This is a genomic window from Geodermatophilus sp. SMS 5-13 (assembly GCF_059428245.1).
In genome coordinates, this window is sequence record NZ_CP165729.1 from 5,146,096 (window position 1) to 5,172,550 (window position 26,455).

Here is a 26,455-nt window from a genome sequence, read left to right on the forward strand (position 1 = left end):
GACCGGATCCCTCAGCGGCGGTCGAGCCACTCGGCGGCGGCCTGCTGCGGCGTCAGCCCCCGGACCTCGACCGCCCGGTTGAGCGCCATCAGGTCCAGGGTGGTCAGCTTCGCGCTGGCCTCGTCCAGCGCGCGCTGGAGCCGGTCGCCCCACCGGTCCAGGACGGCGGAGCGCACCAGCGGGACGACGTTCTCGTGCGGCTGCAGCGACCGGTCGTCGGCGAGCAGCAGCACCGAGGCGCCGGTCAGCCGGGCGTCGGTGGTCTCCAGCAGCCCCACGTCGATCCCGCCGGCCACCAGGTTCTCCACCGTGGCCTCGCGCGAGGACATCGCCAGCACCTGGCCGAACTCCAGGCCGTAGACCTCCCGCAGGCCGGGCAGGCACAGCGGCCGGTCGGGGCACTCCGGCGGCCCCCCGAAGACCAGGTCCCCGGCCAGCGGGGCCAGCTCCGAGAGCCGGCGCACCCCGTGCTCGGCCGCGAAGGCGGCGGTGACGGCGAAGCCGTTCTGGTCCTCGGCCTCGGCGGCGGTCAGGACGCCGATGCCGCGCGGGCCCAGCTCCTGGGTCAGGGCGGCGTGCAGCTCCTCCGGCGTCCGGTCGGAGGCGGGCCGGCCGCGGCGGACGAACCCCTCCACCGTCCCCAGGTAGTCGATGACGACGTCGACCTTGCCCTGCTCCAGCGCCGGCTCCAGGACCTCGCGGGTGGCGCCCCCGGGCTGGACGACGACGGGCAGCCCGGCCCGCCGCGCGGCCTCGGCGTAGACCTCGACCAGGATCTGGTTCTCGGAGAAGTCGTAGGCGGCGAACCGGATCGTCCCCTCGAGCAGCGTCGGCGCCGGCGGCAGCGCGGCGACGGTCGAGCAGGCGGTGAGCGCGCTGAGGGCGAGCACGAGCACGGCTCGGGCGGCCCGGCGAGCACGCACGGCGCCTCCCTCCGGTGGGGAGGCGGCCAGGGTAGCCCGGACGGTCACGACGAAAGGGGGTGTTCGCGTCCCGCTCCGGGGAGGACGATCCCTCGGCATGGCGACACTGCCCCCGGCGGTGACCGCGACGGGGACGGTCGACCGCCCCGACCCACCGGCCCTGCGCCGTGTCCGCCGCCGTCGTCGCCCCTCCGGTGAACCGCCCCCGCTCCCGCGGCACCTGGCCAAGTCCGGCAAGTGGTGGCTCGCGGCCTCCGGCGCCGTGGTGGTCGCCTGGATCGTGGTGTGGCTGACCGACAGCGTGTCGCACTTCGACGTCCTCGACACGCGGGTGCTCCAGGCCTTCGAGGCGATCCGCTCCCCGGCGCTCACCCCGGTGGCCAGGGTCGCGGGCGTGCTCGCGACCGCGGTGGCACTCCAGGTGCTGTGGGTGACCAACCTGGCGGCGCTGGCGGTGTTCCGGCGGTGGCGGCACCTGTTCGTGGCGCTGGGCGTCGGCCTCGTGGTCACCGCGGTGGTCGCCGGCATGGCCGGCGCCCTCCAGCGCCCCCGCCCCTACGAGGTGGAGATCCTCGGCAGGTGGGCCGGCTTCTCCATGCCGTCCCTGCCGATGGCCCTCGCCTCCGGCGTCCTGGTGAGCATCCTGTACTGCCAGCTGCCGGCCGGCCGGAAGCGGACGATCGGCAAGTGGGTCGCGTGCGGCCTGCTGCTCCTCACCGCGCTGTCCCGGCTCTACCTCGCCCAGGACCACCCCACCGACGTCGCGGCGGCGGTCATCCTCGGTGTGGCGCTGTCGCTCGCGGCCTTCCGGCTGCTGACCCCGAACGACGTCTTCCCGGTCCGCTTCAGCCGCGGACGGGCGGCGCACCTCGACGTCACGGGCCTGCGGGGGGAGGCGATCGTCCGCGCGCTGCAGGACCAGCTGGGCCTGCTGGCCACCGCGGTGAAGCCCTTCGGGCTGTCCGGCTCGGGTGGCTCCACCCCGCTGAAGATCGCCGTCAAGTCCGACGAGGGTGAGAGCGAGGTGTTCGGCAAGCTCTACGCGGCCACGCACGTGCGCTCCGACCGCTGGTACAAGCTCGGCCGCACGCTGCTCTACGGCCGGCTGGAGGACGAGCAGCCTTACCACAGCGTCCGCCGGCTGGTGCAGTACGAGGACTACGTCCTGCGCCTGCTGGACGACGCCGGACTGCCCGTCCCGCGCCCGCTCGGCATCGCCGAGATGACCCCCGAGCGGGAGTACCTGCTGGTCACCGAGTTCGTGCGCGGCTCGGAGATCGGCGAGGCCGAGGTGGACGACGCGGTCATCGACCAGGGGCTCGGCATCGTCCGCCGGATGTGGGAGGTCGGGCTCGCCCACCGGGACATCAAGCCGGCGAACCTGCTGGTCCGCGACGGGAACCTGGTGGTGATCGACACCGCGTTCGCCGAGGTCCGGCCCAGCCCGTGGCGGCAGGCGGTCGACCTGGCGAACATGATGCTGGTCCTCGGGCTGCGCACCGACGCCGAACGGGTCTACCGCCGCGCGGTCCGGCAGTTCACCGACGAGGAGATCGCCGAGGCGTTCGCCGCCACCCGCGGGCTCACCATGCCCACCCAGCTGCGCCGGATGCTGCGCCAGCAGGGGCGCGACCTGCACGCCGAGTTCCTCGGGCTGCTGCCCTACCGGCTGCCGCCGGTGCGGATCCAGCGGTGGAGCTGGCGGCGGGTGGTCCTGACCGTGGCCACGCTGTTCGCCCTGGTGCTCGGGACCTACATCGCCGTCCAGATGATCGTCGAGACCCCGCTATGAGGCGGGGGCCGGCGAGCCTCCTCGCGGGCGGCGCACTGGTGGCGACCGCGCTGACCGGCTGCGCCAGCCCGGATCCCAACAGCGCGATCACCCGGACGCCGCTGTGCTCGACCGGGGAGCACGGCGCGGGCAACGCCGTCCTGCTCATGGCGCAGTCCGTGCCGTCGGCGACCTGGGTGCCCTGCATCCGCACCGCCATCCCTCTGGGCTGGAAGTTCCACCACCTGGAGGCCGAGAACGGCGAGGCCACGTTCTGGCTCGACTCGAACCGCGACGGGGACAAGGCGGTCGAGGTCCGCCTCACGGCCTCGTGCGACACCTCGGGGACGACCCAGACCCCCAGCGAGCGGGAGGGCATGGTCCGCCTGGAGCGGATCACCCGGATGAGCCCGACCTACGTCGGTGACCGCCTCTACCTGTTCGAGGGCGGCTGCCTCACCGTCTCCTTCCGGCTGCTCGGCAGCAGCCCCGGGGAGGCGCTGGCCCTTGCCTCCCAGGTCGTCGGCGTGGTCTCTCGCGCCGACCTGCAGGAGCAGGTGCACGAGGAGAGCGGCGGCCGGCTCGACCTCGATCCCCCCGGAGGGGAGGCGCCGTGACCACTCTCGAGTCCGAGACCCCCGCGCAGCCGCGCCGCAAGCCGCTGTGGCGGCGGTTGATCGGCCCGATCTTCTCGCTGGTGCTCGTCGGCGCGGTCTACGTCTGGTTCCTCCCGCAGTTCACCAGCCTCTCCGACGTCTGGGCCGCCGTGCAGGCGATGACCTGGTGGCAGGTGACCGTGCTGGTGGTCGCGGCGATCTGGAACCTGTTGACCTACCAGTTCGTCATGGTCACGACCATGCCGGGCATGACGGTGCGGCAGGCGACGGTCTCCACCGAGACGACGACGGCGGTGTCCAACCTGCTCATCGGCGGGGCGGCGATCGCCGTGGGCCTGACCTACACGATGAACTCCTCCTGGGGCTTCTCCCGCTCGCGGACGTCGGTGTCGCTGCTGCTGTCCGGCCTGTGGAACAACTTCGCCAAGCTGGGCCTGCCGGTGCTCGCCCTCGTGCTGCTCGCGTTCACGGGGCCGCCGACGCCGGGCCGGCTGCTGGCCGGTGCGCTGGGCCTCGCCGGCCTCGTCGCGGCCGTCGTCCTGCTCTGGCTCGCGCTGCGCAGCCGGGAGAGCGCCATCCGGGTCGGGAACGGGCTGGCCCGCTTCGTCTCGGCGCTGCTGCGTCCCCTGCACCGCGGGCCGGTGACCGGCTGGGACCGGGCCATGAGCAAGTTCCGCGACCGCACCGTGCTCCTGCTGCGGGCCCGGTGGCACTGGCTGACGCTGGCCACGGTGGTCAGCCACCTGTCGCTGTTCCTCGTCCTGCTCCTGGCGCTGCGGTTCTGCGGGGTGACCGCCGAGCAGGTGCCGTGGCCGGAGATCCTCGCCGTCTTCGCCTTCGCCCGGCTGCTCACCGCGATCCCGTTCACCCCGGGCGGGCTGGGCGTCATCGAGCTCGCGCTGATCACCGGGCTGTCCGCGGCCGGCGGCGTGCGGTCCGCCGTCACGGCCGGCGTGCTCGTCTACCGTTTGCTCACCTACGTGCTGCCGATCCCCATCGGCGTGCTGACCTACCTGTTCTGGCAGCGCAACAAGTCGTGGCGGCGGGCCCCGAACAGCGCCCCGCGGACCGACCTGGTGCCCGAGACCGTCTGACCTGCGCTGCCATGCCGGGCCGCCGTCGGTGTGGTTGAGTGGCTGAAGTACCGGCGTCCGGGGGGACGGCGCCCCGCGCGTCCCCTCGCCCCAGCCCAGGAGGAGGCCCGCGATGACGCAGGTCGCGCCGAGGAAGCGCGGCGGCCGGAGCACGAGCAGCCGCGGCGGCCGCAGCGGCGCCCAGGCCACGGCGAAGCAGGCCGCCGAGTCCACGCCGGGCACCACCGACGCCACCACCACCGAGGGCCGCGAGGCGCCGAAGGCGCAGCCGGCTCCCGCCGGGTCGCCCGAGGTCGAGCCGGAGGCCGCCGAGTCCGTCACCGGGCTGGACATGGTGCTGGTCGACGGCGCCCGGGGCCCGCTGCGCCGCTTCGTCCCGCCGGCCCGCACCACCCTGAACTTCGCCAAGGCGCTGGGCCGCAGGCCGGACGTCGTCGGCAAGCGGGCTCGCTACCTCGCCCGCGAGCTGGGCCGGATCGGTGTCGGGCGCTCGGAGGTCGCGCCGCACAAGAAGGACCGGCGCTTCGCCGATCCCGCGTGGAGCGGGAACCCGCTGCTCAAGCGGGTCATGCAGGCGCACATCGCCACGGCCCAGACCGCCGCCAAGCTCGTCGACGACGCCGACCTCGACTGGCGCGACGAGGAGCGGATCCGGTTCACGCTGACCAACGTCGTGGACGCGCTGGCCCCCAGCAACAGCCCGCTCAACCCGCTGCTGTGGAAGGCGGTCATCGACACCGGCGGCAGGAACGCCGTTCGCGGGGCCCGCCGGATGGTCCGCGACCTGACCAGCCCACCGCGGGTCCCGGCGATGGTGGAGCCGGACGCGTTCACCGTCGGCGAGGACCTCGCCGTCACGCCGGGCGCCGTCGTCTTCCGGACCGACGTGTTCGAGCTGATCCAGTACAAGCCGACGACGCCGAAGGTCCGCGCCGTCCCGCTGCTCATGGTGCCGCCGACGATCAACAAGTACTACATCGCCGACCTCGCCCCCGGTCGCAGCATCGCCGAGCACTACGTGAGCAGCGGCCAGCAGGTCTTCATGATCTCGTGGCGCAACCCCGACGAGCGGCACGCCGACTGGGGTCTGGACACCTACGGGCAGACGATCCTCGACGCGATGGACGCCGTCGAGCAGGTGACCGGCAGCCGGCAGGTGGCCCTGCAGGCGTTCTGCTCCGGCGGCATCATCACCGCGATGCTGCTCGCCCACCTGGCCGCGACGGACCGCCTGGACCGGGTGGCCGCGGCCAGCTTCGCCGTGACCGTGCTCGACTGGACGAAGGCCGGCACCGTCGGTGCGCTGATGGACCCCGAGGCGGTCAAGGACGCCACGGAGAAGTCGCGGAAGAAGGGCTACCTCGACGGCGCCTCGCTGGCCGAGGTCTTCGCGTGGCTGCGGCCCAACGACCTGGTGTGGAACTACTGGGTCAACAACTACCTGCAGGGCAAGCCGCCCGCGGCCTTCGACATCCTGTACTGGAACGCCGACACGACCCGGATGAGCGCCGGGCTGCACCGCGACTTCATCGAGGTCGCCCTGCAGAACGCGCTCAACACCCCGGGGACGGCGACGATGCTGGGCACCCCCGTGGACCTGGCGACCATCGACGTCGACGCCTACGTGACCGCCGGCGTCGCCGACCACATCTGCCCCTGGCAGGCCTGCTACCGGACCACCCAGCTGCTGGGCGGCGAGAGCCGGTTCATCCTGTCCACCAACGGGCACATCGCCTCGCTGGTCAACCCGCCGAACAACCCGAAGTCGACGTTCCAGGTCGCGGAATCCACGCCGCCCGATCCGCAGGACTGGCTGGCGCAGGCGGAGACGGTCAAGGGCTCGTGGTGGCCGGACTTCATGTCCTGGCTCGGCGAGCGCTCCGGGGAGGAGATCCCGGCACCGCAGTCCCTCGGGGGTGACCTCGAGGTGCTCGGCGACGCACCGGGCACGTATGTCTTCGACAAGTAGGCCCGTGTCCTCCCCCGCCGAACCCGTGTCCCCGAGCAGCAGCCAGACCCCGCACCCGCGCGAGACCGTGCGGTCGCTCACCGCGGCCGGCCGGACGTTGCGGGTCTCGGTCCGTGCCGGTACCGACCCCGCCACGCCGGCGTTGCTGCTCATGAACGGGATCGGTGCCAGCCTGGAGGTGCTGCAGCCGTTCGTCGACGAGGTGGACGAGCGGCGCACGGTGATCCGCTTCGACGTCCCCGGGGTCGGCGGCTCGCCCCGGCCCGTGGTGCCCTACGTGCTGGCCACGTTCACGCCGGTGGTCGCCTCACTGCTCGACCAGCTCGGGCACGACGACGAGATCGACGTGCTGGGGCTCTCGTGGGGCGGTGGGCTGGCGCAGCACTTCGCCGTGCAGCACCGTCGCCGGGTCCGGCGGCTCGTGCTGGCGGCGACCGGCACCGGCTCGATCATGGTGCCGGCGCACCCGCGGGTGCTGTCGCACATGCTGACGCCGCGCCGGCACCGCGACCCCGACTACGCGCGCAAGATCGCCGGCGAGATCTACGGCGGGTCGACGCGCCTCGACCCGGAGCGGGCCGCCCAGGTGCTGCACGCCTACACGCGGCTGGGGCCCCGGCGCGGCTACTACTACCAGCTGGCCGCGGCCGCCGGGTGGAGCAGCCTGCCGTTCCTGCGGCTGATCCGGCAGCCGACGCTGATCGTCGCCGGCGACGACGACCCGATCATCCCGTCGATCAACCCACGGATGATGGCGCGGCTGATCCCGCACGCGGAGCTGCACCTCTACCGGGGCGGCCACCTGGCGCTGATCACCGAGGCGAAGGACCTGGTGCCGGTCGTGGAGGAGTTCCTGGACCGCTGACCGGTCAGAGGCCGCAGGCGGCGCCGCCGCCGACGAAGCCCTGCCGGAAGTAGTCGGCCAGCTCGAAGCCGGACAGCCCGGTGTCGGGCAGCACGCTGCGCCGCGTGGCGTAGGTCAGCAGGACGACGGCCGCCTCGTCGACGTCGCCGGGCGAGATCACCACCGGGCTGCCCGCGACCGCCCCGAGGTAGAGCTCGCGGGCGTACCAGCCGGCGGCGCAGACGACGCTGGTCACCGCCTCCGGGTCGTCGGTCGACAGGCCGCGCTGCTGCCGCACGGCCATCCCGTACGGCAGGCCGATCAGCGTGTCGACGGCGAAGTCGCCGACGTCGTCGTGCGCCGGCTCGAGCAGGTCGCCGGCGTCGTAGCGCACCGAGCCGTCCGCGGCGCAGAACTCCAGATCCAGCTCCTCGTCCCCGCCGCCGCAGACCATCCCGTCGCCGTCCGCGGCCCGGATCTCCGGCGCCGTGAACCGGCCGCCCAGGGCCGGGGTGTCGTCGAACCCGGCGCCGAACGCCTGGGTCCAGAAGGCAGCGAGGGTGTCGTCGACGACGTCCACGCTCTCGTCGAAGGGCAGGTCGCCGTCGGCGTCGTCCGGGTCGAACTCCTGCTCGGTGTAGACCCGGGTCGAGTCGAACGCGACGCACGCCCGCGGCCCGTCGGCGTAGCCCTCCTGGAAGGCCGACAGCTGGTCGAACAGCGAGCCGTGCGCGCCGTCCATGGTCGGGTCGCTGCCGGCCGGGTCGCCGAAGTACAGGTAGCCCAGCAGGTACGGGTCCAGCGCGGGCGGGCGCACGGTGAAGTGCCGCGAGTGGCCGTCGACCACCCAGCGGGTCCAGGCGCCGGCGAAGCACTCGGCCTGCGTCTCGACGACGATCGAGTCGTCCTCGATGCCGGCGTGATCCTGGACGGCGTGGCCCATCTCGTGCGCCATGATCTCGGCGATCACGAAGGGGCCGTACTCCTCGGCGAGGTCGGTCATCCAGGCGCGGTCGTAGTAGACGGCGTCGTCCGGCGGGCAGTAGAAGGCGTTGCCGGCCAGGTCGTCGGCGTCCTGCCGGAAGCAGCCGCTGTCGGCGGGCAGGTCGGCGTCGCTGGTCCGGTCGGGGTCGATGGACCAGTAGCCGCCCTCGACGGTGCCGAACTCCTCGCCGAAGACCTCGGGGAAGGTCTGCTCCCAGTAGTCCAGGACGTCGGCGAGGGCGTTGCGGGCGAGCCGGTCGGTCTCGCCGTCCCCGGCCAGGTGGACAGGGAACTCGCTGTCGCTCACGTCGCTGCGCAGCCCGTCGACGGGGGACGCCGTGCCGGCGACGACCGAGGTGCAGCCGGCCAGCAGGGCGCAGGCCAGCAGGGCGCAGGCCACCAGCGTCGCCGGGCCGGTGCGGCGGATCGGCACGGTGGCCGAAGGTGCCGGGTCAGCACCACGGCGTCAATGCGATGGCCCCCCGTGTCACCCCTCTCGGGTGCCGATGACCACGGTGGCGTCGTCCTCGTCGTCGGTGACGACCCTTGTCCGCAGACCCCCGCCGGCGAGGACGGCGGCCGCCGCCGCGGCCTGCCGCCCGCCGGTCTCGGTGAGCAGCGCGCCGCCGGGGCGCAGCCAGCCGGCCGCCTCGTCCGCCACCCGGCGCAGCAGGTCCAGCCCGTCGCCGCCGCCGTCGAGCGCGACCGGCGCCTCGTGCAGCCGGGCCTCCGGGGGCATCAGCGCGATCTCGCCGGTCGGCACGTACGGGACGTTGGCCAGCAGGACGTCGACCCGCCCGCGCAGCGCCCCCGGCACCGGCGCGAACAGGTCCCCCTCGACCACCCGGCCGCCGGCCGGCTCGACGTTGCGGCGGGCGCAGCGCACGGCGGCGGGGTCGACGTCGGCGGCGACCAGCTCGATCCCCGGCCGCTCGGCGGCCAGCGCGACGCCCAGCGCGCCGGAACCGCAGCAGAGGTCCAGGACGACGGCGCCGGGCCCGGTGAGCGCGACCGCCTGCTCGACCAGGAACTCGGTGCGCCGCCGGGGGACGAAGACGCCGGGGTCGACGGCGACGCGCAGCCCGCGGAACTCCGCCCAGCCCAGGACGTGCTCCAGCGGCTCCCCCGCCACCCGGCGGGCCACCCGCGCCTCGAGCTCCGCCGGTGTGGCGGCCCCGTCCACGAGCAGCCGCGCCTCCTCCTCGGCGAACACGCAGCCGGCGGCCCGCAGCCGCTCGACCACTCTCACCCGGTCAGCACCAGCCAGGTCCGGCCGTCGATGAGCTCGCGCACGGCGTCGAGGTGGCCGGCGTGGGTGGCGGTCTCGGTGATCACGGCGAGCAGCAGCCGACGCAGGTCCCGGACCGGCAGGCCGGGGAAGAGCTCGGCCGGCCACCAGGCGGGCCCGGCGTCGAGGTCGTGCGCCGCGATCACCGCGTCCGCGCGCTCGGTCTCGTCGCGGTAGAGCGCGAGGACGGCGTCGGCCGGCAGGCCGTCGGGCACCCGCCAGCCGCCGTCCCCCTCGTGCAGCTCGACCTGCTCGCCGGCCAGGACGGCGCGGAACCAGAACCGCTCGACGTCGACCGCGAGGTGGTGCACCAGCCCGAGGCAGGACCACCCGGACGGCAGGAGCGGCCGGCGCAGGTCGGCGTCCGACAGGCCGTCGAGGATGCCGAGGACGTGCTCGCGCTGGCCGCGCAGGAACGTCAGCAGCAGGTCCTTCTCGTCGATCGGGCGCGGTTCGGCCAACGGTCCTCCAGTCGTGGGTCCCGCCGAGCCTAGGGGGCGCTCCCACTGCCCGTGCGGCGCCGGCGGCCGGCCCGCCCCGGCCCCGCGAGGTCCTCGGCGAGGACGTCGACGACGAGGATCGCGCCCGCGACCAGCACCGTCCACCACGCGGCGTCGTCCTCCCACGACGAGGCCTGCGCGCGGGTCGCGAGCAGCGAGAAGAAGACGGCGAGCGCGGCCAGCACCACGCACAGCCAGTGCCCGGTCATCACGAGGGGCTTCTCCAGCCGGCCCCAGGCGCGCGGAGTCCGGGTGCGGTGCGCGACGATCTTGGCCGGGATCAGGACCGTGCCCACGGTCGCGACGGTGCTGAAGAACTCGGCGGAGTAGCGGCCTCCCACGGCACCTCCCCGATCGGCGCGGTGCTGGCGTCCCATCGTGTGCCCGCGGGGCACCTCGCGGGAGCGGTTACGTTGCGGGCGTGAGTGCCGCGGTCCGCCTGGGGATCGGGCTGGTCGTCCTCGCGGGGATCGCCGTCCTCGTGCTCACCCTCGCCGGGGTGGCCCAGCGGCGCGCCGTCCTGGTCGCCTCGGGCCGCGCGGTGGTCCAGCTGACCGTCGTCGCCCTGGCCCTGCGCGGGGTGTTCGCCGCGCCGGGGTTCGTCGTCCTCGTCGTGGCCGTCATGTTCGGCGTGGCCACGTGGACCGCGGCGCGCCGGCTGCGCGGCATGCCCGGCGCGGCGCGGGCCGTGGTGCTGGCCTGCGGCGCCGGCGCCGCGGTGACCATCGGGCTGATCTGCGGCCTGCCGGTCCTGGACCGCTCCGTGCGGACCCTCGTCGCCGTCTCCGGGATCGTCATCGGCGGCACCATGACGGCGGCGACGCTCGCCGGCCGGCGGCTGCTCGACGGCCTGCGGCGGCGACGGGAGGAAGTGGAGGCGTGGCTGGCCCTCGGCGCCACCCCGCGCCGCGCCGTCGTCGCCATCGCCCGCGACGCGGCTGCCGAGGCCCTGGTGCCGGCGCTCGACCAGACGCGGACCGTCGGGCTCGTCACGCTGCCCGGCGCCTTCGTCGGGGCGCTGCTCGGCGGCGCCGGGGCGGTGGAGGCCGCCCGCTTCCAGATCGTCGTCCTGGTGGGCCTGCTGTGCGCCGAGTCGATCACCGTCGTGGTGCTGACCCACCTGCTCGGCGCCCCGCGGACGCTGCCCGAGCCGCAGCAGGATCAGCCGGCCGCCCGGACCACGTGACCGCCGGCGAAGGGCTCCACCGCGAACCCGCGGGCCGCCAGCACGTCGGCCAGCGCGCGGTTCATGACCTGCTGGACGAGGACGTCGGGACCGGCGCCGTGGACGCGGTCGACGCTCATCCGGTCGTGCTGGCGCCAGGCGACGACGATGCCGCCCAGCCCGGGCTCGGGGGTCAGGCAGGCGCCGCCGAGCTCGGCACCGGCGCCGGCGTCGTGCAACGGCAGCCCGGCCTCGCACAGCGCCGCGGTGACCTCGACGACGAGGGTGGTCAGCGGGTCGTCGTCGCTGATCCGCCCGTCCCAGTCCTCCGGCAGGCGCTCGAGCTGCTCCCCGAGGTGCGCCAGCCACGCCCAGTCCTGCGGCGACGGCCGCCGGTTGAGTCCGCCGTCCGGACGGCGGACCCCGTAGACCGGCCGGGCGTCCTCCTCCGCGGCGGTACCGGCCGCCCAGCCGGCGTCCGCCCGGTCCGGGAAGGGACCGGCGACGATCCGCCCCGGCCCGTCCTGCTCGTCGACCACCAGCCACCATCCGTGGCGCGCCACGTCGTCGACGACGACCTGGCTGCTGGAAAGACCGCTCACGCCAGTTCACCACTCCCGAGAAAGGCTCCCGCGAGGAAGCGCGGGGTGGCAGGAAACGTAGGGCCGGGCCGGCCCGCAACCGACCTCCCGGGACACCTCCCGGCGGCCGCGTTCCCGAATCGTTGCGGGACTGCCGATGAGGGACGACGACCCGCCTCCTGCGCCGCCCACATGTCGACAGGCACGGCGGTTCCTGAGCGTGCGACGGCACTTCTCGGCGTCGATGACACCGTTCGTGCCGCGTGTTCTGCCCTAGCTGCGCTCGATCCGCTGCAGCAGCCGGTCGACCGCCTCGTCCTCGAGGAGGGGAACCGGGCCGTCGTCCGAAGGCAGCTCGACGTCGAGCTGCGCCGGGCTGACGTAGGCGACCCAGCCGTCGTCGATCGACTTCGTGACGATGTCGACGGGCCCGTACTTCGTCTCGTGCCGGTACTGCCCCACGGCGCTCAGGCTCTCACAGGACGGGTGACCGGACCGCTCGGATGAGCACCCATGCAGGCCACAAGACCCCTGAATGGGGGTTGAGGACAGCGGCCACGGCTCGGAACATGAGAATTCATCCAGCCCTCGCGGTGTGCTCGATTCGCATCGAGTCATCGGGGACCGTCGGGAGCCGTGGCCGGGGGAGGCGACGTGCCCGCGCATCGGTCTGCCCTGGGCGTGCCCACCACGCACCGCGAGTCGGCACCACGGTGGACGCGACTGGTCCACGGGGGAACTCCGACGGCGGTTCGGGCGCGCGACGCCGTCCCCCGAGTGTCCGCCGCGTGCTGGCCCGGTTCGTGGCAGCGAACCTCGTCGTCGCGGCGGTGCTGCTCACCGGAAGCGTGTGGGCCGGCAACCGGGCGGCGCGCACCGAGTCGCTGAACGACGCCCGCGCGACCACCGACCTGCTGGCCACGCTGGTGGTCGAGCCGAACCTGAGCGACGGGGTGCTCACCGGCGAGCCCCGGGCCCTGGCCCTGCTCGACAACGTCGTCGAGAGGGAGCTCCGGCAGGCGGGCGTGGTGCGGATCAAGATCTGGGACTCGGCCTCGCAGGTCCTGTACTCCGACGACCCGCGGCTGATCGGCCGCAGCTTCCCGCTCACCGACGAGAAGCAGGACGTCCTCCGCACCGGCGGGACGCTGGCCGAACTGACCAGCCTGCGCGAGGAAGAGAACGTGTTCGAGCGCCGGCAGGACGAGCGGCTGCTGGAGGTCTACCGGCGGGTCAGCACCCCCAGCGGGAACCGGCTGCTGCTGGAGACGTACTTCGAGTACCGCCAGGTCATCAGTCGTCAGGTCGGGATCTGGCTGACCTTCGCGCCGATCTCGGCGTCGGTGCTGCTCGCCATGCTGCTCGCCCAGCTGCCGCTGGCGCGACGGCTGATCCGCCAGGTCCGGCAGGGGGACGAAGAACGGCTGCGCCTGCACGCCCGGGCCGAGAGCGCCTCGGCGGAGGAACGGCGGCGCATCGCCGGCGGCCTCCATGACGGCGTGGTACAGGACCTCGCCGCGGCACCGCTGTTCATGTCGCGGGCCTCCGACCGGCTGGCCGGCCGGCCGGACGCGGACACCGAGGACCGCCAGGCGGCGGATGGTCTCGACCTGGCCGCCACTGCCGTGCGGCGCTCGGTGGCGTCCCTCCGTTCGTTGCTGATCGAGATCTACCCGCCGAACCTGGAGCGGGCCGGCCTGCCCGCAGCCCTGGCCGACCTGGCCGCCCGGGTCCAGTCCCGGGGCATCCGGACCCGCCTGGACATCCCGGACGACCTGGACCTGCCGCCGGAGATCGACCGCCTGCTGTTCCGGGTGGCCCAGGAGGCCCTGCTCAACGCCGCCAAGCACGCGCACGCCGGCACCGTCGAGCTCACCCTGAGCCGGGAGGACGACGCGGTCACGATGGAGGTCCGCGACGACGGCACCGGGTTCGACTTCTCCCCGGGCGCGGCGAACACGCAGACCGGGCACTTCGGGATCCGCGTGCTGAGCGACCTCGCCGAAAGCGCCGGTGCCACGCTCGATCTGGCCACCGCGCCCGGACACGGCACCGCCCTGCGCCTGCGGGTGCCGCTGAACACCTGACACGGAGTGCGCGGGGGGCTTCAGCCCGGGCCGACGGGGTGGACGACGTCGTAGGCGTCGGACAGCTTCTTGGGGACGACCATGCGCCAGGCGTCGACGACGAGCTCGCGAGCCTCGGTCGGGTCCAAGGCAGCAAGGTCGGCGTGCACCCAGTGGAAGCGCATGTCCGACGCTGCCGGCAGCTGGAACTTGTGCGGCTCGCCCAGGACCAGCGCCTCCCGCTCCTCCTTGGGGAACGCGAAGCCCATCACGCTCTCGTCCAGGGAGAACGCCACGTAGACGATCTGCTTGACGCGGAACTTCAACCTGCCGCGGACGTACACCTGGTACGAGCGCTCCAGTTCGGCGCCCAGCGGCCGGACGTCGTCGATCACTGCCATGTCAGAACCCGTCCGTCGTCGCCGGCAGGCAGCCTGTCCGCCGGCCGCCCAGTACAGGAACGACTGCGACGGCGGCCCGGAGTCATCGGTTGCCGCGTGTAGGCGACAGCCGAACGGTGTGCGCTCAGGCCGGGTTCGATCGCCTGAAATCCGGCCCCAGCGCACATCGTTGCCCCGGCAGGCGTCCAGGTCAGCGAGGTGGGCCCCGTGGGGATCGAACCCACAACCCGCGGATTAAAAGCTCGGACGACACGCTTTTCTGAGCAGCTCATTCGCAGTCGATTTGGCCCGTGACCAGCGGATTCTCCGTTGGTCATTCATGGCCGCGAACGAGTGTTTTCGGCTGGTTTGTGGGCGTCTTGTGGGCGTGCCAGCCGGCCGTCCGCGCCCAATGCCAACCCGCTTCCAGCTTCGGGTCGGCGTAGCCTGGCCCTGACGCGGGCTATGCCCTGGTGGCGGCTGGGCTCGTCGACGCGGGACGCAGAGCTGGAAGTCGATCCGCATGCCCTCGCGGTTGGGGAGGGGCAGCTGGGTGTAGTCCCAGTACGGGTGCGTGGGGTGTCTGGAGCAGCCAGGACTCTGGACATCGTCGGTTGACCTGCAGAAACACATCCCGGTCAACTTCTGCCGATCAGTGCCAATCACCAGATCGTGTGCCCCCGATGTGCCCCGGCAATCCAGGTCCGTCCCCCGACCCATCGAATCTTGTCCGACGTCTCCGGCCGCCGGAAGGGCGCTATCGCGTCCCTACGGGATGGGCCTACGGCCCACCCTTCCCCCGACCGGAGCCGCCGGAAGGGAGCAGCTATGGGGACGGACGAGAGAGCGGGTCCGCGCCCGTGCAACCACCCCAGGCGCCCGCCAGCTCGTTCTCCCCGGACAGCTGGCACGTCACCGGCATCTCGAGTGCCATGACCGAATTACCGCGGGGAATCGACCGGTGCTAGGAGCCAATGCTCTCCCACCGACCAGCCCAGCAGGCGTCGTCCGGATCCACCGTCGGCGAAGCCGCGCAGATCGAAGCGGCCACCGGCCACGACATGAGCCAGTCCATCGACGACCGGCCGAAGCCGCACGGCCGTCCCGGTGGCCGTGGCCTCAAGGAGGCGACGAACTGCGGCTGTCTGCCATTCCTGGTCGCAGAAGCTGAGGAGGTAGATCGCCTGCCGCCATGCGTAGGAGATGTTTTTGATGGCGGGAAGCGCCGCGTGCTTCTGGCTCGGCAGGTGGGCATGGGTCTGCAGCACCCAGGTCGAGATCCGCTCGACCAGCTCCGCCGCTCGCTCTCGGAAGGCGGGCTCCAGGTCCAGGCCGACAGCCAGAACCGCCAGGTTCTGCGTCGTGAGGATCTGACTCTGCTCGAGCACGGCGCCGTTGGCCGCCACGCTCCGGAAGCGCCCGGGCTGGCCGGCCTCCCCCGCGCGGGTGTTGCACAGCGCGGTGAAGTCGGTCGCCGTCTCCTTGCCCCATCGCCGCTGCAGCCGCCGCGCCCAGCCGTTCGCCTCGGGCCTGGTGGACCAGAACTCCGGGCTGGGCAGGTCGTAGTAGCGGGCGTACAGCGAGCCTTGCAGGCTCTCGCTGGCCACGTGCGCGGCGGTGCGCCACTTCGTCGTGAAGGTGCCCATGAAGATGTCCGCAGCCACCTCCTCGACCAGGGGCAGCCGCACGTCCGCCGCGGCGGCGAGGGCACCGAGTTCGCGCACCAGCGGGTTCGGGAAGATCCGCTCCGGGAACGAGTCGAGGGCCAGCAGGACAGCTCGGTGCAGCGCCTGCCGCGCCGCCTCCGGCGACCGCCCCGGGGTGCGGAAGCCGGACAGGGCCGCTACCCACGGCAGCTCCTCGAATCGCACCTGGTGCTCGAGGTTGAGCAGCAGCAGGCTGCGCCGGCGCCGGAAGGCCGTGTAGGTGCGGGCGTGCAGGCCGGCGACCACCGCGTCGTCGATGCTCGCCGAGACGTACTGTGCGGTGACCTGCGGCAGCACCCTGGCGAGGACCTCGCCGGAGCCGATCACGCCCCGCTCGATCAGCTCCTCTACCGGCGCCTCGAGGGCACGGCTCACCGTCCGGACCACGGACGCGGGCACGCCCACGCCGTCACCGATTGCCGGTGCCTCCGCGCCCGTTGTGTCCGCGACGACCGGATCGAGGGCCGGCAGGCCGCCCTCGGCGGGAAAGCGGTCGAGCCGGCCGGCGACGAGGTGCGCCAGCGCGGCATGCGTCGGCCGGCCCGCGATCACGGCCTGCACGGCGCGGAAGGCGGCCCGGGCCTCGCTGCCCGGGGCACCGTGCCTGGTCACCGAGTTCGCCAGCGCCCGCCGGACCCAGCCCACGTCACGGCCGGACAGGCCCGCGCCGTCGTCCCCGGCCGACTCCAGTGCGCGCCGGAGCCGGGTGAAGTTGCTCTTGGCGTGCTGGTGCCGGCTGGACGTGGTGGCCTGCTCCACGGTGGCCGCGAAGCGGCTCAGCCACTCGGCGCGCCGCGCGGCCCAGCCGTCCGGGAAGCGGCGGGCGGGCCAGCCGCCCTCGACACTCACAGCGTCCTCATCGGCGACGAGGTGCGGCAGCTCGCCGTCGACGGTCTCCGCCCACAGTGCGACGAGGTCGTCGTAGAGGGGGTGCCACAGCGCGAGCGCCTCGCGCATCGCGAGCAGCTGGGCCGGGGGCGTGGCAGCCCGTAGCGTCGCGGCGACCGCGCCGACCGGCTCCAGGTGGACCGCCGTGCCGGTTGGCACCGGACGGTCACTCAGCCGCGGGGTGAACCGCAGCCGGTGCAGGTACGGACGCAGCGTCGTGACGAGGTCGAGCGCCGCCTCGGCGTGCCCGCGGTCGACGAGTAGGGCAACGACGGCGAGCGCGGCGTGCTCGGGCAGGTCAATCCGGTACCGCTCGCTGTTCAGCGCGGCCAGCAGCTCTGCCTGCCCGGCGTCGCCGAGGTACCAGAGATTCAGCCGCTCGCGTGGCGTCGAACCGGGGCCCGGGGGCAGTTGGGCCAGTCGGGCGCGTTCGTCGTCGTCGAGGGGCTGCTCGGCCAGGTACCGCCCGGTCGTAAAGCCACCTGTGACCACCTCGAGGGTCACCCAGGCCGGTGTATCCGCCACCGGCGTGCGGGCGCCGATCGTCAGCTCGCCACTCGCCATGCCGTCGAGCACCGCCCGCCAGCGGCCGACCTTCGCCGCTGCGCGTGCACGCGTGGCTTCGTCCCCGGACGTGGCGGCGGTGTGCAGTGCGTCCCACAGCCGCCCCACCGCGTAGAACGGTGAGGCTTCGGCCCGGGGCTCCTCGTGCATGGTTCCTCTACTTCGGGGTGGACCTGAAGGCGAGGATCGAACTCGCGCCCTCCCGGGTGACAGCCGGGTGATCTACCACTGATCTACTTCAGGACGGATCGTCAGACATGGAGGCAGGACTCGAACCTGCGCCCTCCCGGTCCGAAGCCGGGTGATCTGCCGCTGATCTACTCCATGCACTGCGACGCGCACGGTAGGCGGTGTTCCAGGCCCGCGTCACGCAGGTTTCCTTCGACGCGCCGATGGTCCCCGGGCGCCTGTGCCGGCCTGAGCTCCCAGGTGGCCAATGCGGAGGTGGTCATCCATAGGACGTGCACCGGTTGGCGTGGCGCCGCCTTACCGTCCCTCGAGCAGAGCCCGCGCGACCGTGGCGGAGCGTGAGGAGCCGGAGAACCGGGTCAGCCAAGGGCGGAGCGGATCCGGTGTCGATGCCTGTTCGCGCAACAGCTCCTCGCGGAGCAATTCCAGGAGGGCGTGCAGCCCGCGCCTCGCCGGGTCGAACCCGGGCAGGGCAGCACCCAGGGTGTCGATGACAAGCCGCCGGCCCGCTGGTCCTGCCGCGGCGACGTCCTTCAAGGATCCGGCCCACCGCGTCGGCGTTCCAAGCCCGGCCAATTCAGCGAGGCCCCGGGCGAGTTCGGTGACGGTGAGGCGCCCGGCGTCGGCGAAGTGCAGCACGGCGTCGACCGCCCGGGCCCGCTCGTCGGCCCGGGTTGCAGTGAGGCCCGCCGCGAGCGTGATCCACGACAGCGCCCCGAGCCGGCCGGGATGCCCGTAGAGGGCATCGAGCACGCGGACGGCGTCGTGCCGGACCTCGTGGGTGGTGGCCGTCTCGAGCACGGGGTGGACGGCGTCGATGAGGAAGCGTTCCGCGTCGTGCGGCCAGATGAGCGCCTGCCAGCCCACGAAGTCCTCGACGTCCTCCCAGCCAGCCTCGAAGTCCGGTCTCCGCCCGTGCCCTGTCGTGGCGGTCGGCTCGTCGTCGGGCCGGCCGGGGGCGGGGTTCTCCACCGTGACGGACCAGTGCCATGAGAAGAGCGGGTGCATGACGCCTCGGTCGTCCGTCCATCCGGTGGCCTCGGGGACGAGGTCCAGCGCGGCCGCGATGGTTCGTGAGCGACCGGCGCCGTGGATGCCCTGGTCCTGCAGCCAGTCGTCGTCGGCCAGCGGTGCTCGGGACCGGCTTGCCGCCACCCACATGGCGGTGTCGGAAGTGCGTCCCAGGCCTTCGGCCGGAGGCGGTCCGCCGAGGGCGTAGCGGACGGCGGCGTGCATCTCCTCCGGCAGCCGCCCTGCGAGCGCGGGTGTCTGCTTCAGCGCAGTCGACCGACCGTCGGGGTGGAGACGGAGCATTGCGGCAAGGAGGTCGTAGCGCCCCGGGGCGGTGGTGCTCGTGGTGAGCCCCTCCACCAGTTCGGCGGGCGGCACCCAGCCGGCCGGGTCGTCGGGGGTGGCCAGCAGGTGACGTGGAGGCGCCTTCCCCGCGAGCACCGCTGCGACTTCGTCGAGCCGCCGGACGAGGAAGCCGATTGAGTGGTTGGGCATCGGAAGGGTGGGCGGTTCCTCCTCGCCGGCGGAGCGCAGCACGAGCCCGGCCAGGTGGCCGCGGAGCCAGCCTTGGAACACGGTGTCGCGTGGCCCGCGGCTGAGCACGTTCCTGGCCCGCTTGAGCAGGGGGCGCAGCACCGCGGGGGCCTCGGACGCGGCGAGCCCGGCGAGCACCAGCTCCAGTTCGACCGGGTCGCTGGCGTCCTCGAGCAGGGCCGCGAACCGGTCGAGGACGTCCTCCCGCCCGGCGGGCATCAGTGCGCGAGGCGGGGCGGCCGGGGTCGTCACGGGCGCGGCACTCTCGTCGGACCGCTGCACCGGATGGCCGAGCTCGGCGCGCACGCTGGGTTCAAGGTCCTCTGCCGCAGCGGTGACCACGTGGTCTGCGCCGAGCCGGGAGAGGAGCTTCGCCGCCGCCTTCTGCACGTCGGCGTGTGGATGACCGAGCGCGGTTGCCGCGGCCTCCGCGACCTGCCCGGCGAGGGCCGGGGTGCGGCTGGCGATTCCGCCGAGCAGCTGGACCGCCGCGACGGCGGTGCCCTTCACCGGTGTGAGCAGCGCGGGCGGCAGCGCCGGCACCGTCGCCGCGTCGTCGAGCAAGCCGGCCTTCGAGACGGCGTGCAGCCTGGTGACCGCGAGCTTCACGGTGGCCGCGACCTCGCTGCGCAGCAGCCGGCGGAATCGGTCCTGATGGCTGGCCTGCTCCTCGGCCGTGGGGGAGAGGGCGTCGTAGAGGCGGGCGTACCAGCCGGCGCGGTAGGCGCTGAAGTCGCGGTTCAGTGCGTCCAGCGCGGCGGTGAGGACGCGGGCGCGGGGGAGGGTGCCGTCGGCCGTCAGGTCGAGGAAGGCCCGCTTCCAGCCGTTCTTCCCGTGGCTGTACTTGTCGACGTTGGCCAGGCTGATCTCGCCGCCGCCCTCGACCTCGAACATCCGCCAGACGACGTTCTCCCGGATCTCCGGGTCCGCGCGCAGGTAGTCGGCGCGCTGGGGTGCGAAGCGGTCGCCGTTGGTGGACACGACGGCCAACACGTAGGTGTCGTCGACCTCCAGGTCCACGAGCCCGAGCCGCTCCAGGGTCCGGATCGTCTCGAACGAGTTGTCCCACGACCACCGCTCAGCTAGATCGGCCAGCCGGTTGCGCACCAGCCGGTCGAGCCAGCGCGGGGCATCGTCGACTGCGGAGGCGGGGCGGATGCCTTCCCGGGCGTCGTCCAGCGCCTTCTGGACCTGGCGCCACGTCTCGATGTCACGCTCCCAGGCCGCGTCGTACGTCGCGCTGCGGGCCGCCTCGCCGCGCTCGTGGACCAGCCCGCAGACAACCGCGGGGTCGAGCTCGTGGAAGGCGGGGGAGGAGGTCGCGCGGGCCACCGCCGCAGGGTGCCACCCCTTCGGGCTGGCCTTACTCGAAGGTGCCGCATGTCGCGCAGGCGGTGTCCTAGCCTGGCGCGCATGTCAGCGGGGGCGGAGCAGGTGTACCGCTATGCCCAGCCCTCGTCTGTCGGTGTGCTGGAGGGGCGCCCGGATGTGCGCCTGGCCACCAGCGGTGGCGTCACGGCGCGTGGCCTGGCTCAGCACCCGAGGTTCTTCGACGGCTTCCTCGGCCACGCCGAGCAGATGGCCGCGGCGCTGCTCGCCGTCGCCCGAGTCGCCCGGACCCGGTACTACGTGCCGCCGGGGATGCTCGCCGCCGTCCTGCGGGCCGCCGATCCGGTGGTGACCAGCAATGGCGACCGGCTGCGGTTCGAGAGCTTCTCGGCGTGCTGCGGGGTCTACGCGCGGCTGGACGTGCTGCCGGAGGCGCTCGACGGGCCGGCGCTGGACACCGGGACGACGAACGTCGACTTCAACCCGCCGATGCGCCAGGCGCTCGCCGGGATCGGCGGGCTCGACCCGCTGCACCTGTCCGTCGGCGAGGACGTCACGTTGACCACCCTCGAGGAGTCCGTGACCGAGAAGCGAGTGCCCCTGCCCGAGCGGTGGCTCAAGGGGTTCGCCGAAGTACAGGTGGCCGCCTCGACCATGGTCCCGGTGCTGGAGGTCCCCGCGGTCGAGGCCCGCCGTTTCGTCCAGTCGCTGCCCCGGGCGACCGGTGCCCGCACCGCCATGCTCTGGGCCGTGCCCGCCGGCCGCGGACTGCGCCTCACCGGCCGCGCCGGCCCCGGTGCCGTCTGCCTCGCCGGTCCGGAGCGGCTGCACGTCCTCGATCCGCTCCTCCGGTTCGGCTCCGCTCTCCGCGCCTACGCCCCGGCGGTCACCACCCCGGGGACGCCGTCCGCCAGCGTGTGGGAGCTCGACCTGCGCGGCGCCCGGCTGAGCGTGACGCTCAGCCCCGAGGTCAGCCGGGGCTTTTCCGGCGAGGGTGGCGTGCTACGCGACCTGGCCGACCCGGCGTCGACGGGGGACAGCGACCTGATCTCCGCGTTGCTCGCGTTCGAGCCTCGGCTAGACGTCGCCGACCTGGCCCGCCGGGCCGGCGTCGACGAGGGCCGAGTCCTGCGCGCGTTCGGACGGCTTGGGGCCGCCGGCCGCGTTGGCTATGACGCGCGCGAGGGTGCCTTCTTTCACCGCGAGCTGCCGTACGACGCCACTGGGCTCGAGGCGATGCACCCACGGCTGCGCGACGCACGCGCCCTGATCGAGGAGCGGGCCGTCCGCCTCGACGGCGAATTGGCCTACGTCGGGACGGAAGAGCCCCGGCACGTCGTCCGCCGGGCGCCGACCGGCCACCGGTGCTCCTGCCCCTGGTACGGCCGTCACCAGGACAACCGAGGGCCGTGCAAGCACGTCCTCGCGGTGGAGCTCGTCCGGCGTGGCTGACGCGGCGGCCGACGCCCTTCTTGAACTGCTCGGAGCGCCTGCGTGGTCTGTGGGCTGGCCGAAGCGATCCGGACACCGAAGGCGGCTGTCTACTTGCAGTCGGTCGGCACCCGCATTGCAAAATCGACCAAGGGCTGGTTTGGCGCAGTGGGCTGTGACTGAAAATCTATCCTGAGCAGCACCTTCAGCGTTGGTCGCTCTCGGGCGGTATCGATCCTTTCTGGACGTCTTGCGGACAATCAGCGGACTGGGTAACCCTCAGCCGGTGCCCAGGGAGGCGGCAACCGCCCCATATCCGCGGAGCCTGTCCGACTGCGCCGGCCGCCGGAAGGGCGCTTGCGCGTCCCTCCGGGATGGGCCTTCGGCCCACCCTTCCCCCGGCGCTGCGCAGTCGGAAGGGAGGCTGGTTATGGGAAAGCTGCAGGACAGCGCCGTCGTTACCGCATGCTTGATCAGTTCCGCTTCGAGCGCGAGCTCGCTGCTGCCCAAACACCGCCGACTACGGGTGGCGGGTCATCGTGGGCGAATCAGATGCCTCACCCACGGGAAGTGGGGAGAGCCAGCGAGGATCGCGCTGTGGTCGACGAGCGTTCCAGGCAGCGAGCAAAGTCTCCGTGACTCGCAGGTGGCCTGGGGGCCGTCCGAGCCGTCGCATGGCACGACGGGCAGCCCCCGCTGCCCGCCAGGTCCACCGCAAGGCAGTCCAACGGCCCACCGGTCTGGTCCCTCGCCAAACTTCGGGCAGGGCCGTGAGGTCGGCGAGGCCCTCGTCCCAGTACCTGGTCAGCGGAAAGTGCCCGACGTGCCCGGCGTCCCCAACGCGCACGGCGTAGTCAGCGAGCAAGTCGTCGAGCAGGAAGATGCGCGCAGCCGTACCGCGATGCGGTTCCAGAACGTCGCCCCAGCCGACTCGCAAACTGATCTCGTCCAAGCTCAACGACAGCCAGCCACGGACCTCTGGCCAGCTCGAACCTGGGCAGCCGTCGGAGTCCGTGCTGATGGCGAGCAGGCGGCGCAGTGCGGGCCGAGCCCGGACGATATCGCGGCCGAGGGCGGCATAGGCCGCGGCGATGCTCAGTCGGCCACGCACGACCCGATCGGCGACCTCAGCGAGGTGCTCGAGGACCCGCTCGACGGCGGCGCGATAGACGCCCAGCTCCCCTACCGCCGCGCGCTCTTCGGCCATCGCGCGGTCGAGTTCCGCGTGCTCTCCGGATCCACTTGCCTCACGTCCACCGTTGTCCATGGCGTCGAGGAAGCCGATGCGTGCGTCCCGGTAGCGGGCGAGGACCCGGAGGTACCGCGTGGCCTCGTCGCCAGTTGCAGCAGTGGGCTGCCCGGCGGCGAGTAGGGCCAGCCGCCAGTCTGCGGCGAGCGCTGTCCACGCCCGCGCATCGCCACCCTGGCCGGCGGACTCAGCAAGGCGGTTCGCTCGCCGCCCGATGAAGATTGGCGGCAACGCGAAGAGAGCTGCCACCACAGAAATGGCGATCGGGATCCACAACTCCCAATCCATCTTCACGCCACCGTCCGCCCTGTTCCGTGGTTCCTACATAGGTCGGGTCGACAAGTACTGCAAGTCCAACACGAAGGTGTTGCGGCTTCGCGCGTAGGACAGTTCATCCCCGTTGATGACGCATACCTCCACAGAGCCGAGTGCATCGCTCTCCGCTGCCTTCTCCACCGCCGGCCGGATCCACAGTTCAGCCAGCGCCGTCCATGCCTCGCGCTTCATGAGCGGATCGGTGTTTCCGAGAGCGGCTTCCGCCGCTGAGCCATGCCCCCGTCCCACCAACGCGTCGATCCGCTCGTCGTCCATGTCCACATCTCGCGGCAGGGAGGGTAGATCTGCCTCCCCGAGCAGGACGAGGATGGTCAGAGCTGGTGATTCGGAGTCGATGTCTGGCGAAGCCTCCAGGCGGAACTCCGCCACCTTCTCGAAGCAGTGCCCCTCCGGCGACTCCTTGTCGTGCTTGTCCTTGACTCGCTTAAGGAACGGCACGAGCACATCGTTGATGTGGTCAGGCAGTGCAGGGCGGGTGATGTACCGCCCCACGGCGTCGGCGAAGTGCAGTCTCTGTTGTGACGTGTGAGGACGGCCGCGGGTCTCAGCGTCAACCAGGACGCTCCGCTCTACCGTGGTGATCAGCGAAAGGTCGGCGACGCTCTGATCATCCAGCCACGGAAGACCAGCAAGCCGCGGCAAGCGACCACGTAGTGCCATCCGCGCGACTGCCGGATCAACCCGCCGGACCGGAGCGACGAGGCAGGAGTTCTCCTCGGACGTCGTGCGCTGAAGGTCGCAGGTCTGAGTCAGCAGCACGATGTCATCGACCGCATGTGGGGCAATCACAAGGCCCTCCGTCATGCCGCTGTCGACGACCGCGGCCGCTACCTCGTCACTCAGGGGTGAGGCGGCATCGCCGATGACGACGCAGGCATCGGCGACCGCCAGGACCTCGCCCTGGATCAGCGTCGCCACGGCGGCGGCGCGCTCGAGCGCGCCGGCGTATCCCACCTCCTGCTTCATGACCGGTTCGGACGCCTCCTGGACACGGGTTGCCCCTTCAGCGAGCTACGCCGGGTCGGGGCCTGCATCTCGATAGGCGCTGGCGCGTCGGAGTCATTCAGACCAAGGAGGTCTGCCGCGGAGACCGTGGAAAGGGGCACTTTCCGTTGCGGACGTGAGGCCAATGCGAAATCGTCGAGCAGGCTCCGGCCGTATGGGCCAGGCTCCGTCAGGCGGATCCGGGTGGAAGCGGCGTCGCCACTTCCGGCCCCATCGATGAGCGACTTGAGCTCGAGGAGCCGGCTCAGGTGGGTTCCTGCGACCTGCGCGCCGGTGAGCCAGTTATGAATCGTCCGGCGCGAGACGCCCAGGGCGTCGGCGACATCGCCCCAGTTCAACTGGGCGCTCTGCCGAAGTCGGTGCAACAGGTTCGGGACTCCGCGTCCGTCGACGGTCGCCGGGGCGCCGGGCCTCGTTCCAGGGGTAAGGCGAGTAGTCGAGACGGCTGCGCGCAGAGCCTCGGCATCGGCGGGCGTCGGCACTGGCAGCGTGCCGAACACCGACGCGCCCGCGATGAGCCCCGCGACGACGAAGCAACGCCCTGGTTGGCGACGCACCGTGGGCACGGACGTCCCGGGGGGCGTCCCGAAGATCGGCTGAGGCGCGGGTTCGGCCAAGCTGGTGGTAGCGGTCATCTGAGATCCTCAGCACTCGCGGGCTCTCCGATGTGATCGGCTTCGAACTCGTCCGTGGTAGCCCAGCGAAAACACGCGTATACGGCCTCGCTGTAGTTGCGCAACCGCGCGACGAGCGCGTCCGGGTCGAACGGGAAGCCCGCGTTTGTGGTGTAGGCGTCCATATCCAGAACCCACGAGGCCACAGGCAGTGGTGAGAGCGCAGGGTCGAAACTCGCTTGGGGCGGGAGGAAGCCTGAGCGGATCTGCAGAACATCCTCTCCTGAGATCTTCACGAGAGAATCCGTCACGCTGTGCTGCAGTTCGAGCCCGTCCGCGACATGTCCGAACATGACGTGGAGCTCGGGAGTGACATACCGGGGCACTCGATCCAGCGCGTCACCAGTCAGGCGGTCGATGTACCGGAGCCCGACCCGGTCCACAACGGGCGGTAAGGCGACAGAGGCGACGGCGCGGAAGACCTCCAGCGCACGTTCGCAGAAGTCGTCGCGGGACTCGTACTTGCTCGTTTCGAGTGCGACCGCCGTGTCCGTGAGGGTCACCTGCCATGTCCCAGCCGGGTCCGAGAGCGAGACCACGACCGCAGGAGCCTGTGGCATGGGCATCTGCTGCCCGTTGATCACCACGGTCGGGGGGAGTGCACGCCGTCGGACCGGATATCGCGCCAAGGCCTCGGCGATCTGGCTCTCGGCTGCGTCACTCACCAGCTGAGGCGTCCGACTGAACTGCACCTGCGTCAGAACCTTCTCCAGCGGGGCGTGCTGAAGATGCACCTCTTCGACAGGGGTGAGGCTGAACTCGGCCATGCTCCTCGCCTCCATGTGCTTCACACTGTACTTCACAGTGTCGGCAACGTACCGTGACTGTCCATCCGAAGTGGACAGCACCTTCGCGGTCTCCCCTGTTCGGAGTGGGGACGTCTCCGGATCGCGATCTCTGCGCAGTCGCCGCTCGGGAGCCCGCGCCGCGAGGCGATCCGGTAGTGGTCAGGGCCAAGGCTGATGGACACGACGGGCACTGCTGGCAGCCCAATAGCGGCAGCCTCGCCGCCAGCTGCCGCTGGGACCCGAGGCCGCGACAGGAGCAGGAACCCACTCGGGCCATGCACACCCTTCCCGGAGCCCTGTCTCCACTGGAGAAGAGCGCCGCGCGGACGGAGGCGCAGTCAAGACTGACTGACTTCCGTGGGCGATACCGATGATGGACCCGCCTGCCACATGGACCTCGAACAATCCGCCGGATTCAGCCCCGCAATAGCGCCAATCAGGCCTTCACGCGAATCGGCACGCATGCTACCGACTCGGTAGTCCCGGCGACGCTCTCAGCGATCCGGCCCCAGTGGGCGGGGTGACGTGATTGGAACGACTGACTGGTGTTGGCAATTAGAAGGTGGCAA

The 26,455-nt window shown here is 72.2% G+C and carries 22 protein-coding genes and 2 tRNA genes; 9 read left to right on the forward strand and 15 right to left on the reverse strand.

The window, feature by feature from the left end:
* Window positions 1–11: 11 nt before the first annotated feature.
* Window positions 12–923: an ABC transporter substrate-binding protein gene (locus tag AB3388_RS24950; protein WP_495408012.1), complete on the reverse strand. Its 912-nt coding sequence runs from the start codon at window positions 921–923 to the stop codon at window positions 12–14.
* A 97-nt stretch (window positions 924–1,020) separates the two neighbouring features.
* On the opposite strand from AB3388_RS24950, the gene AB3388_RS24955 reads away from it, so the two are divergent.
* The 5 genes from AB3388_RS24955 (at window position 1,021) to phaZ (ending at window position 7,239) form a co-directional block, all read left to right on the forward strand.
* Window positions 1,021–2,715 (forward strand): phosphatase PAP2 family protein, encoded by a 1,695-nt coding sequence (locus AB3388_RS24955; protein ID WP_495408013.1) that lies wholly within the window; start codon window positions 1,021–1,023, stop codon window positions 2,713–2,715.
* Window positions 2,716–2,753: 38 nt separating this feature from the next.
* Window positions 2,754–3,311, forward strand: coding sequence for a hypothetical protein (locus tag AB3388_RS24960; RefSeq protein WP_495408014.1), 558 nt, complete (start codon window positions 2,754–2,756; stop codon window positions 3,309–3,311).
* Window positions 3,308–4,405, forward strand: a complete 1,098-nt coding sequence (locus tag AB3388_RS24965; protein ID WP_495408015.1) for a lysylphosphatidylglycerol synthase domain-containing protein — start codon at window positions 3,308–3,310, stop codon at window positions 4,403–4,405. The genes AB3388_RS24960 and AB3388_RS24965 overlap by 4 nt, the downstream gene beginning before the upstream one ends.
* A 112-nt stretch (window positions 4,406–4,517) precedes the next feature.
* Window positions 4,518–6,374, forward strand: a complete 1,857-nt coding sequence (locus AB3388_RS24970; protein ID WP_495408016.1) for a PHA/PHB synthase family protein — start codon at window positions 4,518–4,520, stop codon at window positions 6,372–6,374.
* A 4-nt stretch (window positions 6,375–6,378) separates the two neighbouring features.
* Window positions 6,379–7,239 carry a poly(3-hydroxyalkanoate) depolymerase gene (gene phaZ, locus AB3388_RS24975; protein WP_495408017.1) on the forward strand — a complete coding sequence of 287 codons (861 nt, stop codon included), beginning with the start codon at window positions 6,379–6,381 and terminating at the stop codon, window positions 7,237–7,239.
* A 4-nt stretch (window positions 7,240–7,243) separates the two neighbouring features.
* Here the strand turns inward: phaZ and AB3388_RS24980 are convergent, their stop codons facing one another.
* Genes AB3388_RS24980 through AB3388_RS24995 form a run of 4 tightly spaced genes read right to left on the reverse strand, consistent with a single transcriptional unit; the run spans window position 7,244 to window position 10,331 of the window.
* A complete protein-coding gene (locus AB3388_RS24980; protein WP_495408018.1) occupies window positions 7,244–8,635 on the reverse strand; it encodes a neutral zinc metallopeptidase in 1,392 nt (463 codons plus the stop codon).
* A 54-nt stretch (window positions 8,636–8,689) separates the two neighbouring features.
* Window positions 8,690–9,451 carry a putative protein N(5)-glutamine methyltransferase gene (locus AB3388_RS24985; protein WP_495408019.1) on the reverse strand — a complete coding sequence of 254 codons (762 nt, stop codon included), beginning with the start codon at window positions 9,449–9,451 and terminating at the stop codon, window positions 8,690–8,692.
* Window positions 9,448–9,951, reverse strand: coding sequence for a DinB family protein (locus AB3388_RS24990; RefSeq protein ID WP_495408020.1), 504 nt, complete (start codon window positions 9,949–9,951; stop codon window positions 9,448–9,450). The genes AB3388_RS24985 and AB3388_RS24990 overlap by 4 nt, the downstream gene beginning before the upstream one ends.
* 29 nt (window positions 9,952–9,980) lie before the next feature.
* Window positions 9,981–10,331 (reverse strand): hypothetical protein, encoded by a 351-nt coding sequence (locus AB3388_RS24995; protein ID WP_495408021.1) that lies wholly within the window; start codon window positions 10,329–10,331, stop codon window positions 9,981–9,983.
* Window positions 10,332–10,411: 80 nt separating this feature from the next.
* Between AB3388_RS24995 and AB3388_RS25000 the strand changes: the two genes are divergently transcribed.
* A complete protein-coding gene (locus AB3388_RS25000) occupies window positions 10,412–11,176 on the forward strand; it encodes an ABC transporter permease (protein WP_495408023.1) in 765 nt (254 codons plus the stop codon).
* On the opposite strand, the gene AB3388_RS25005 is transcribed toward AB3388_RS25000, so the two are convergent.
* On the reverse strand, window positions 11,152–11,757 hold the full coding sequence (locus AB3388_RS25005; RefSeq protein ID WP_495408024.1) for a hypothetical protein: 606 nt from the start codon (window positions 11,755–11,757) through the stop codon (window positions 11,152–11,154). The genes AB3388_RS25000 and AB3388_RS25005 overlap by 25 nt on opposite strands.
* Before the next feature lie 252 nt (window positions 11,758–12,009).
* Complete coding sequence (locus tag AB3388_RS25010) at window positions 12,010–12,198, reverse strand: hypothetical protein (RefSeq protein WP_495408025.1); 189 nt, start codon at window positions 12,196–12,198, stop codon at window positions 12,010–12,012.
* A 326-nt stretch (window positions 12,199–12,524) separates the two neighbouring features.
* Here AB3388_RS25010 and AB3388_RS25015 point away from each other — a divergent pair, with 326 nt between their 5' ends.
* Window positions 12,525–13,823, forward strand: coding sequence for a sensor histidine kinase (locus AB3388_RS25015; protein ID WP_495408026.1), 1,299 nt, complete (start codon window positions 12,525–12,527; stop codon window positions 13,821–13,823).
* A gap of 20 nt (window positions 13,824–13,843) precedes the next feature.
* Here the strand turns inward: AB3388_RS25015 and AB3388_RS25020 are convergent, their stop codons facing one another.
* The 5 genes from AB3388_RS25020 to AB3388_RS25040 all read right to left on the reverse strand — a co-directional run bounded on the left by AB3388_RS25020 (window position 13,844) and on the right by AB3388_RS25040 (window position 20,406).
* The gene (locus AB3388_RS25020) at window positions 13,844–14,203 is read right to left on the reverse strand and encodes an MmcQ/YjbR family DNA-binding protein (protein ID WP_495408027.1); all 360 of its coding nucleotides are present in this window, start codon (window positions 14,201–14,203) and stop codon (window positions 13,844–13,846) included.
* A gap of 920 nt (window positions 14,204–15,123) precedes the next feature.
* Window positions 15,124–17,490, reverse strand: a complete 2,367-nt coding sequence (locus AB3388_RS25025; RefSeq protein ID WP_495408028.1) for a hypothetical protein — start codon at window positions 17,488–17,490, stop codon at window positions 15,124–15,126.
* Between the two features lie 18 nt (window positions 17,491–17,508).
* Window positions 17,509–17,583, reverse strand: a tRNA-Asp gene (locus AB3388_RS25030).
* A gap of 12 nt (window positions 17,584–17,595) precedes the next feature.
* Window positions 17,596–17,667 (reverse strand) — tRNA-Arg (locus tag AB3388_RS25035).
* A 159-nt stretch (window positions 17,668–17,826) separates the two neighbouring features.
* Entirely contained in the window at window positions 17,827–20,406 is a 2,580-nt protein-coding gene (locus AB3388_RS25040; RefSeq protein ID WP_495408029.1) for a DUF6493 family protein, read from the reverse strand.
* 81 nt (window positions 20,407–20,487) lie between these two features.
* Between AB3388_RS25040 and AB3388_RS25045 the strand changes: the two genes are divergently transcribed.
* Both AB3388_RS25045 and AB3388_RS25050 read left to right on the forward strand, forming a co-directional pair.
* Window positions 20,488–21,855, forward strand: a complete 1,368-nt coding sequence (locus AB3388_RS25045; protein ID WP_495408030.1) for an SWIM zinc finger family protein — start codon at window positions 20,488–20,490, stop codon at window positions 21,853–21,855.
* A gap of 802 nt (window positions 21,856–22,657) precedes the next feature.
* The gene (locus AB3388_RS25050; protein WP_495408031.1) at window positions 22,658–23,206 is read left to right on the forward strand and encodes a hypothetical protein; all 549 of its coding nucleotides are present in this window, start codon (window positions 22,658–22,660) and stop codon (window positions 23,204–23,206) included.
* A gap of 198 nt (window positions 23,207–23,404) precedes the next feature.
* Here the strand turns inward: AB3388_RS25050 and AB3388_RS25055 are convergent, their stop codons facing one another.
* The 3 genes from AB3388_RS25055 to AB3388_RS25065 are packed head-to-tail and all read right to left on the reverse strand — an operon-like array spanning window position 23,405 to window position 25,901.
* Window positions 23,405–24,385: a hypothetical protein gene (locus tag AB3388_RS25055; protein ID WP_495408032.1), complete on the reverse strand. Its 981-nt coding sequence runs from the start codon at window positions 24,383–24,385 to the stop codon at window positions 23,405–23,407.
* On the reverse strand, window positions 24,382–25,059 hold the full coding sequence (locus AB3388_RS25060) for a hypothetical protein (RefSeq protein WP_495408033.1): 678 nt from the start codon (window positions 25,057–25,059) through the stop codon (window positions 24,382–24,384). The genes AB3388_RS25055 and AB3388_RS25060 overlap by 4 nt, the downstream gene beginning before the upstream one ends.
* Window positions 25,056–25,901 carry a TIGR04255 family protein gene (locus AB3388_RS25065; RefSeq protein ID WP_495408034.1) on the reverse strand — a complete coding sequence of 282 codons (846 nt, stop codon included), beginning with the start codon at window positions 25,899–25,901 and terminating at the stop codon, window positions 25,056–25,058. The genes AB3388_RS25060 and AB3388_RS25065 overlap by 4 nt, the downstream gene beginning before the upstream one ends.
* Window positions 25,902–26,455: the final 554 nt, after the last annotated feature.

What these genes read in the sequence shown, in the direction of transcription:
- AB3388_RS24970 (WP_495408016.1), top strand. Translation starts at nt 4,518, where the DNA reads ATGACGCAGGTCGCGCCGAGGAAGCGCGGCGGCCGGAGCACGAGCAGC.
- AB3388_RS25060 (WP_495408033.1), bottom strand. Translation starts at nt 25,059, where the DNA reads ATGACCGCTACCACCAGCTTGGCCGAACCCGCGCCTCAGCCGATCTTC.
- AB3388_RS25025 (WP_495408028.1), bottom strand. Translation starts at nt 17,490, where the DNA reads ATGCACGAGGAGCCCCGGGCCGAAGCCTCACCGTTCTACGCGGTGGGG.
- AB3388_RS25055 (WP_495408032.1), bottom strand. Translation starts at nt 24,385, where the DNA reads ATGAAGCAGGAGGTGGGATACGCCGGCGCGCTCGAGCGCGCCGCCGCC.
- AB3388_RS24955 (WP_495408013.1), top strand. Translation starts at nt 1,021, where the DNA reads ATGGCGACACTGCCCCCGGCGGTGACCGCGACGGGGACGGTCGACCGC.
- AB3388_RS25045 (WP_495408030.1), top strand. Translation starts at nt 20,488, where the DNA reads ATGTCAGCGGGGGCGGAGCAGGTGTACCGCTATGCCCAGCCCTCGTCT.
- AB3388_RS25020 (WP_495408027.1), bottom strand. Translation starts at nt 14,203, where the DNA reads ATGGCAGTGATCGACGACGTCCGGCCGCTGGGCGCCGAACTGGAGCGC.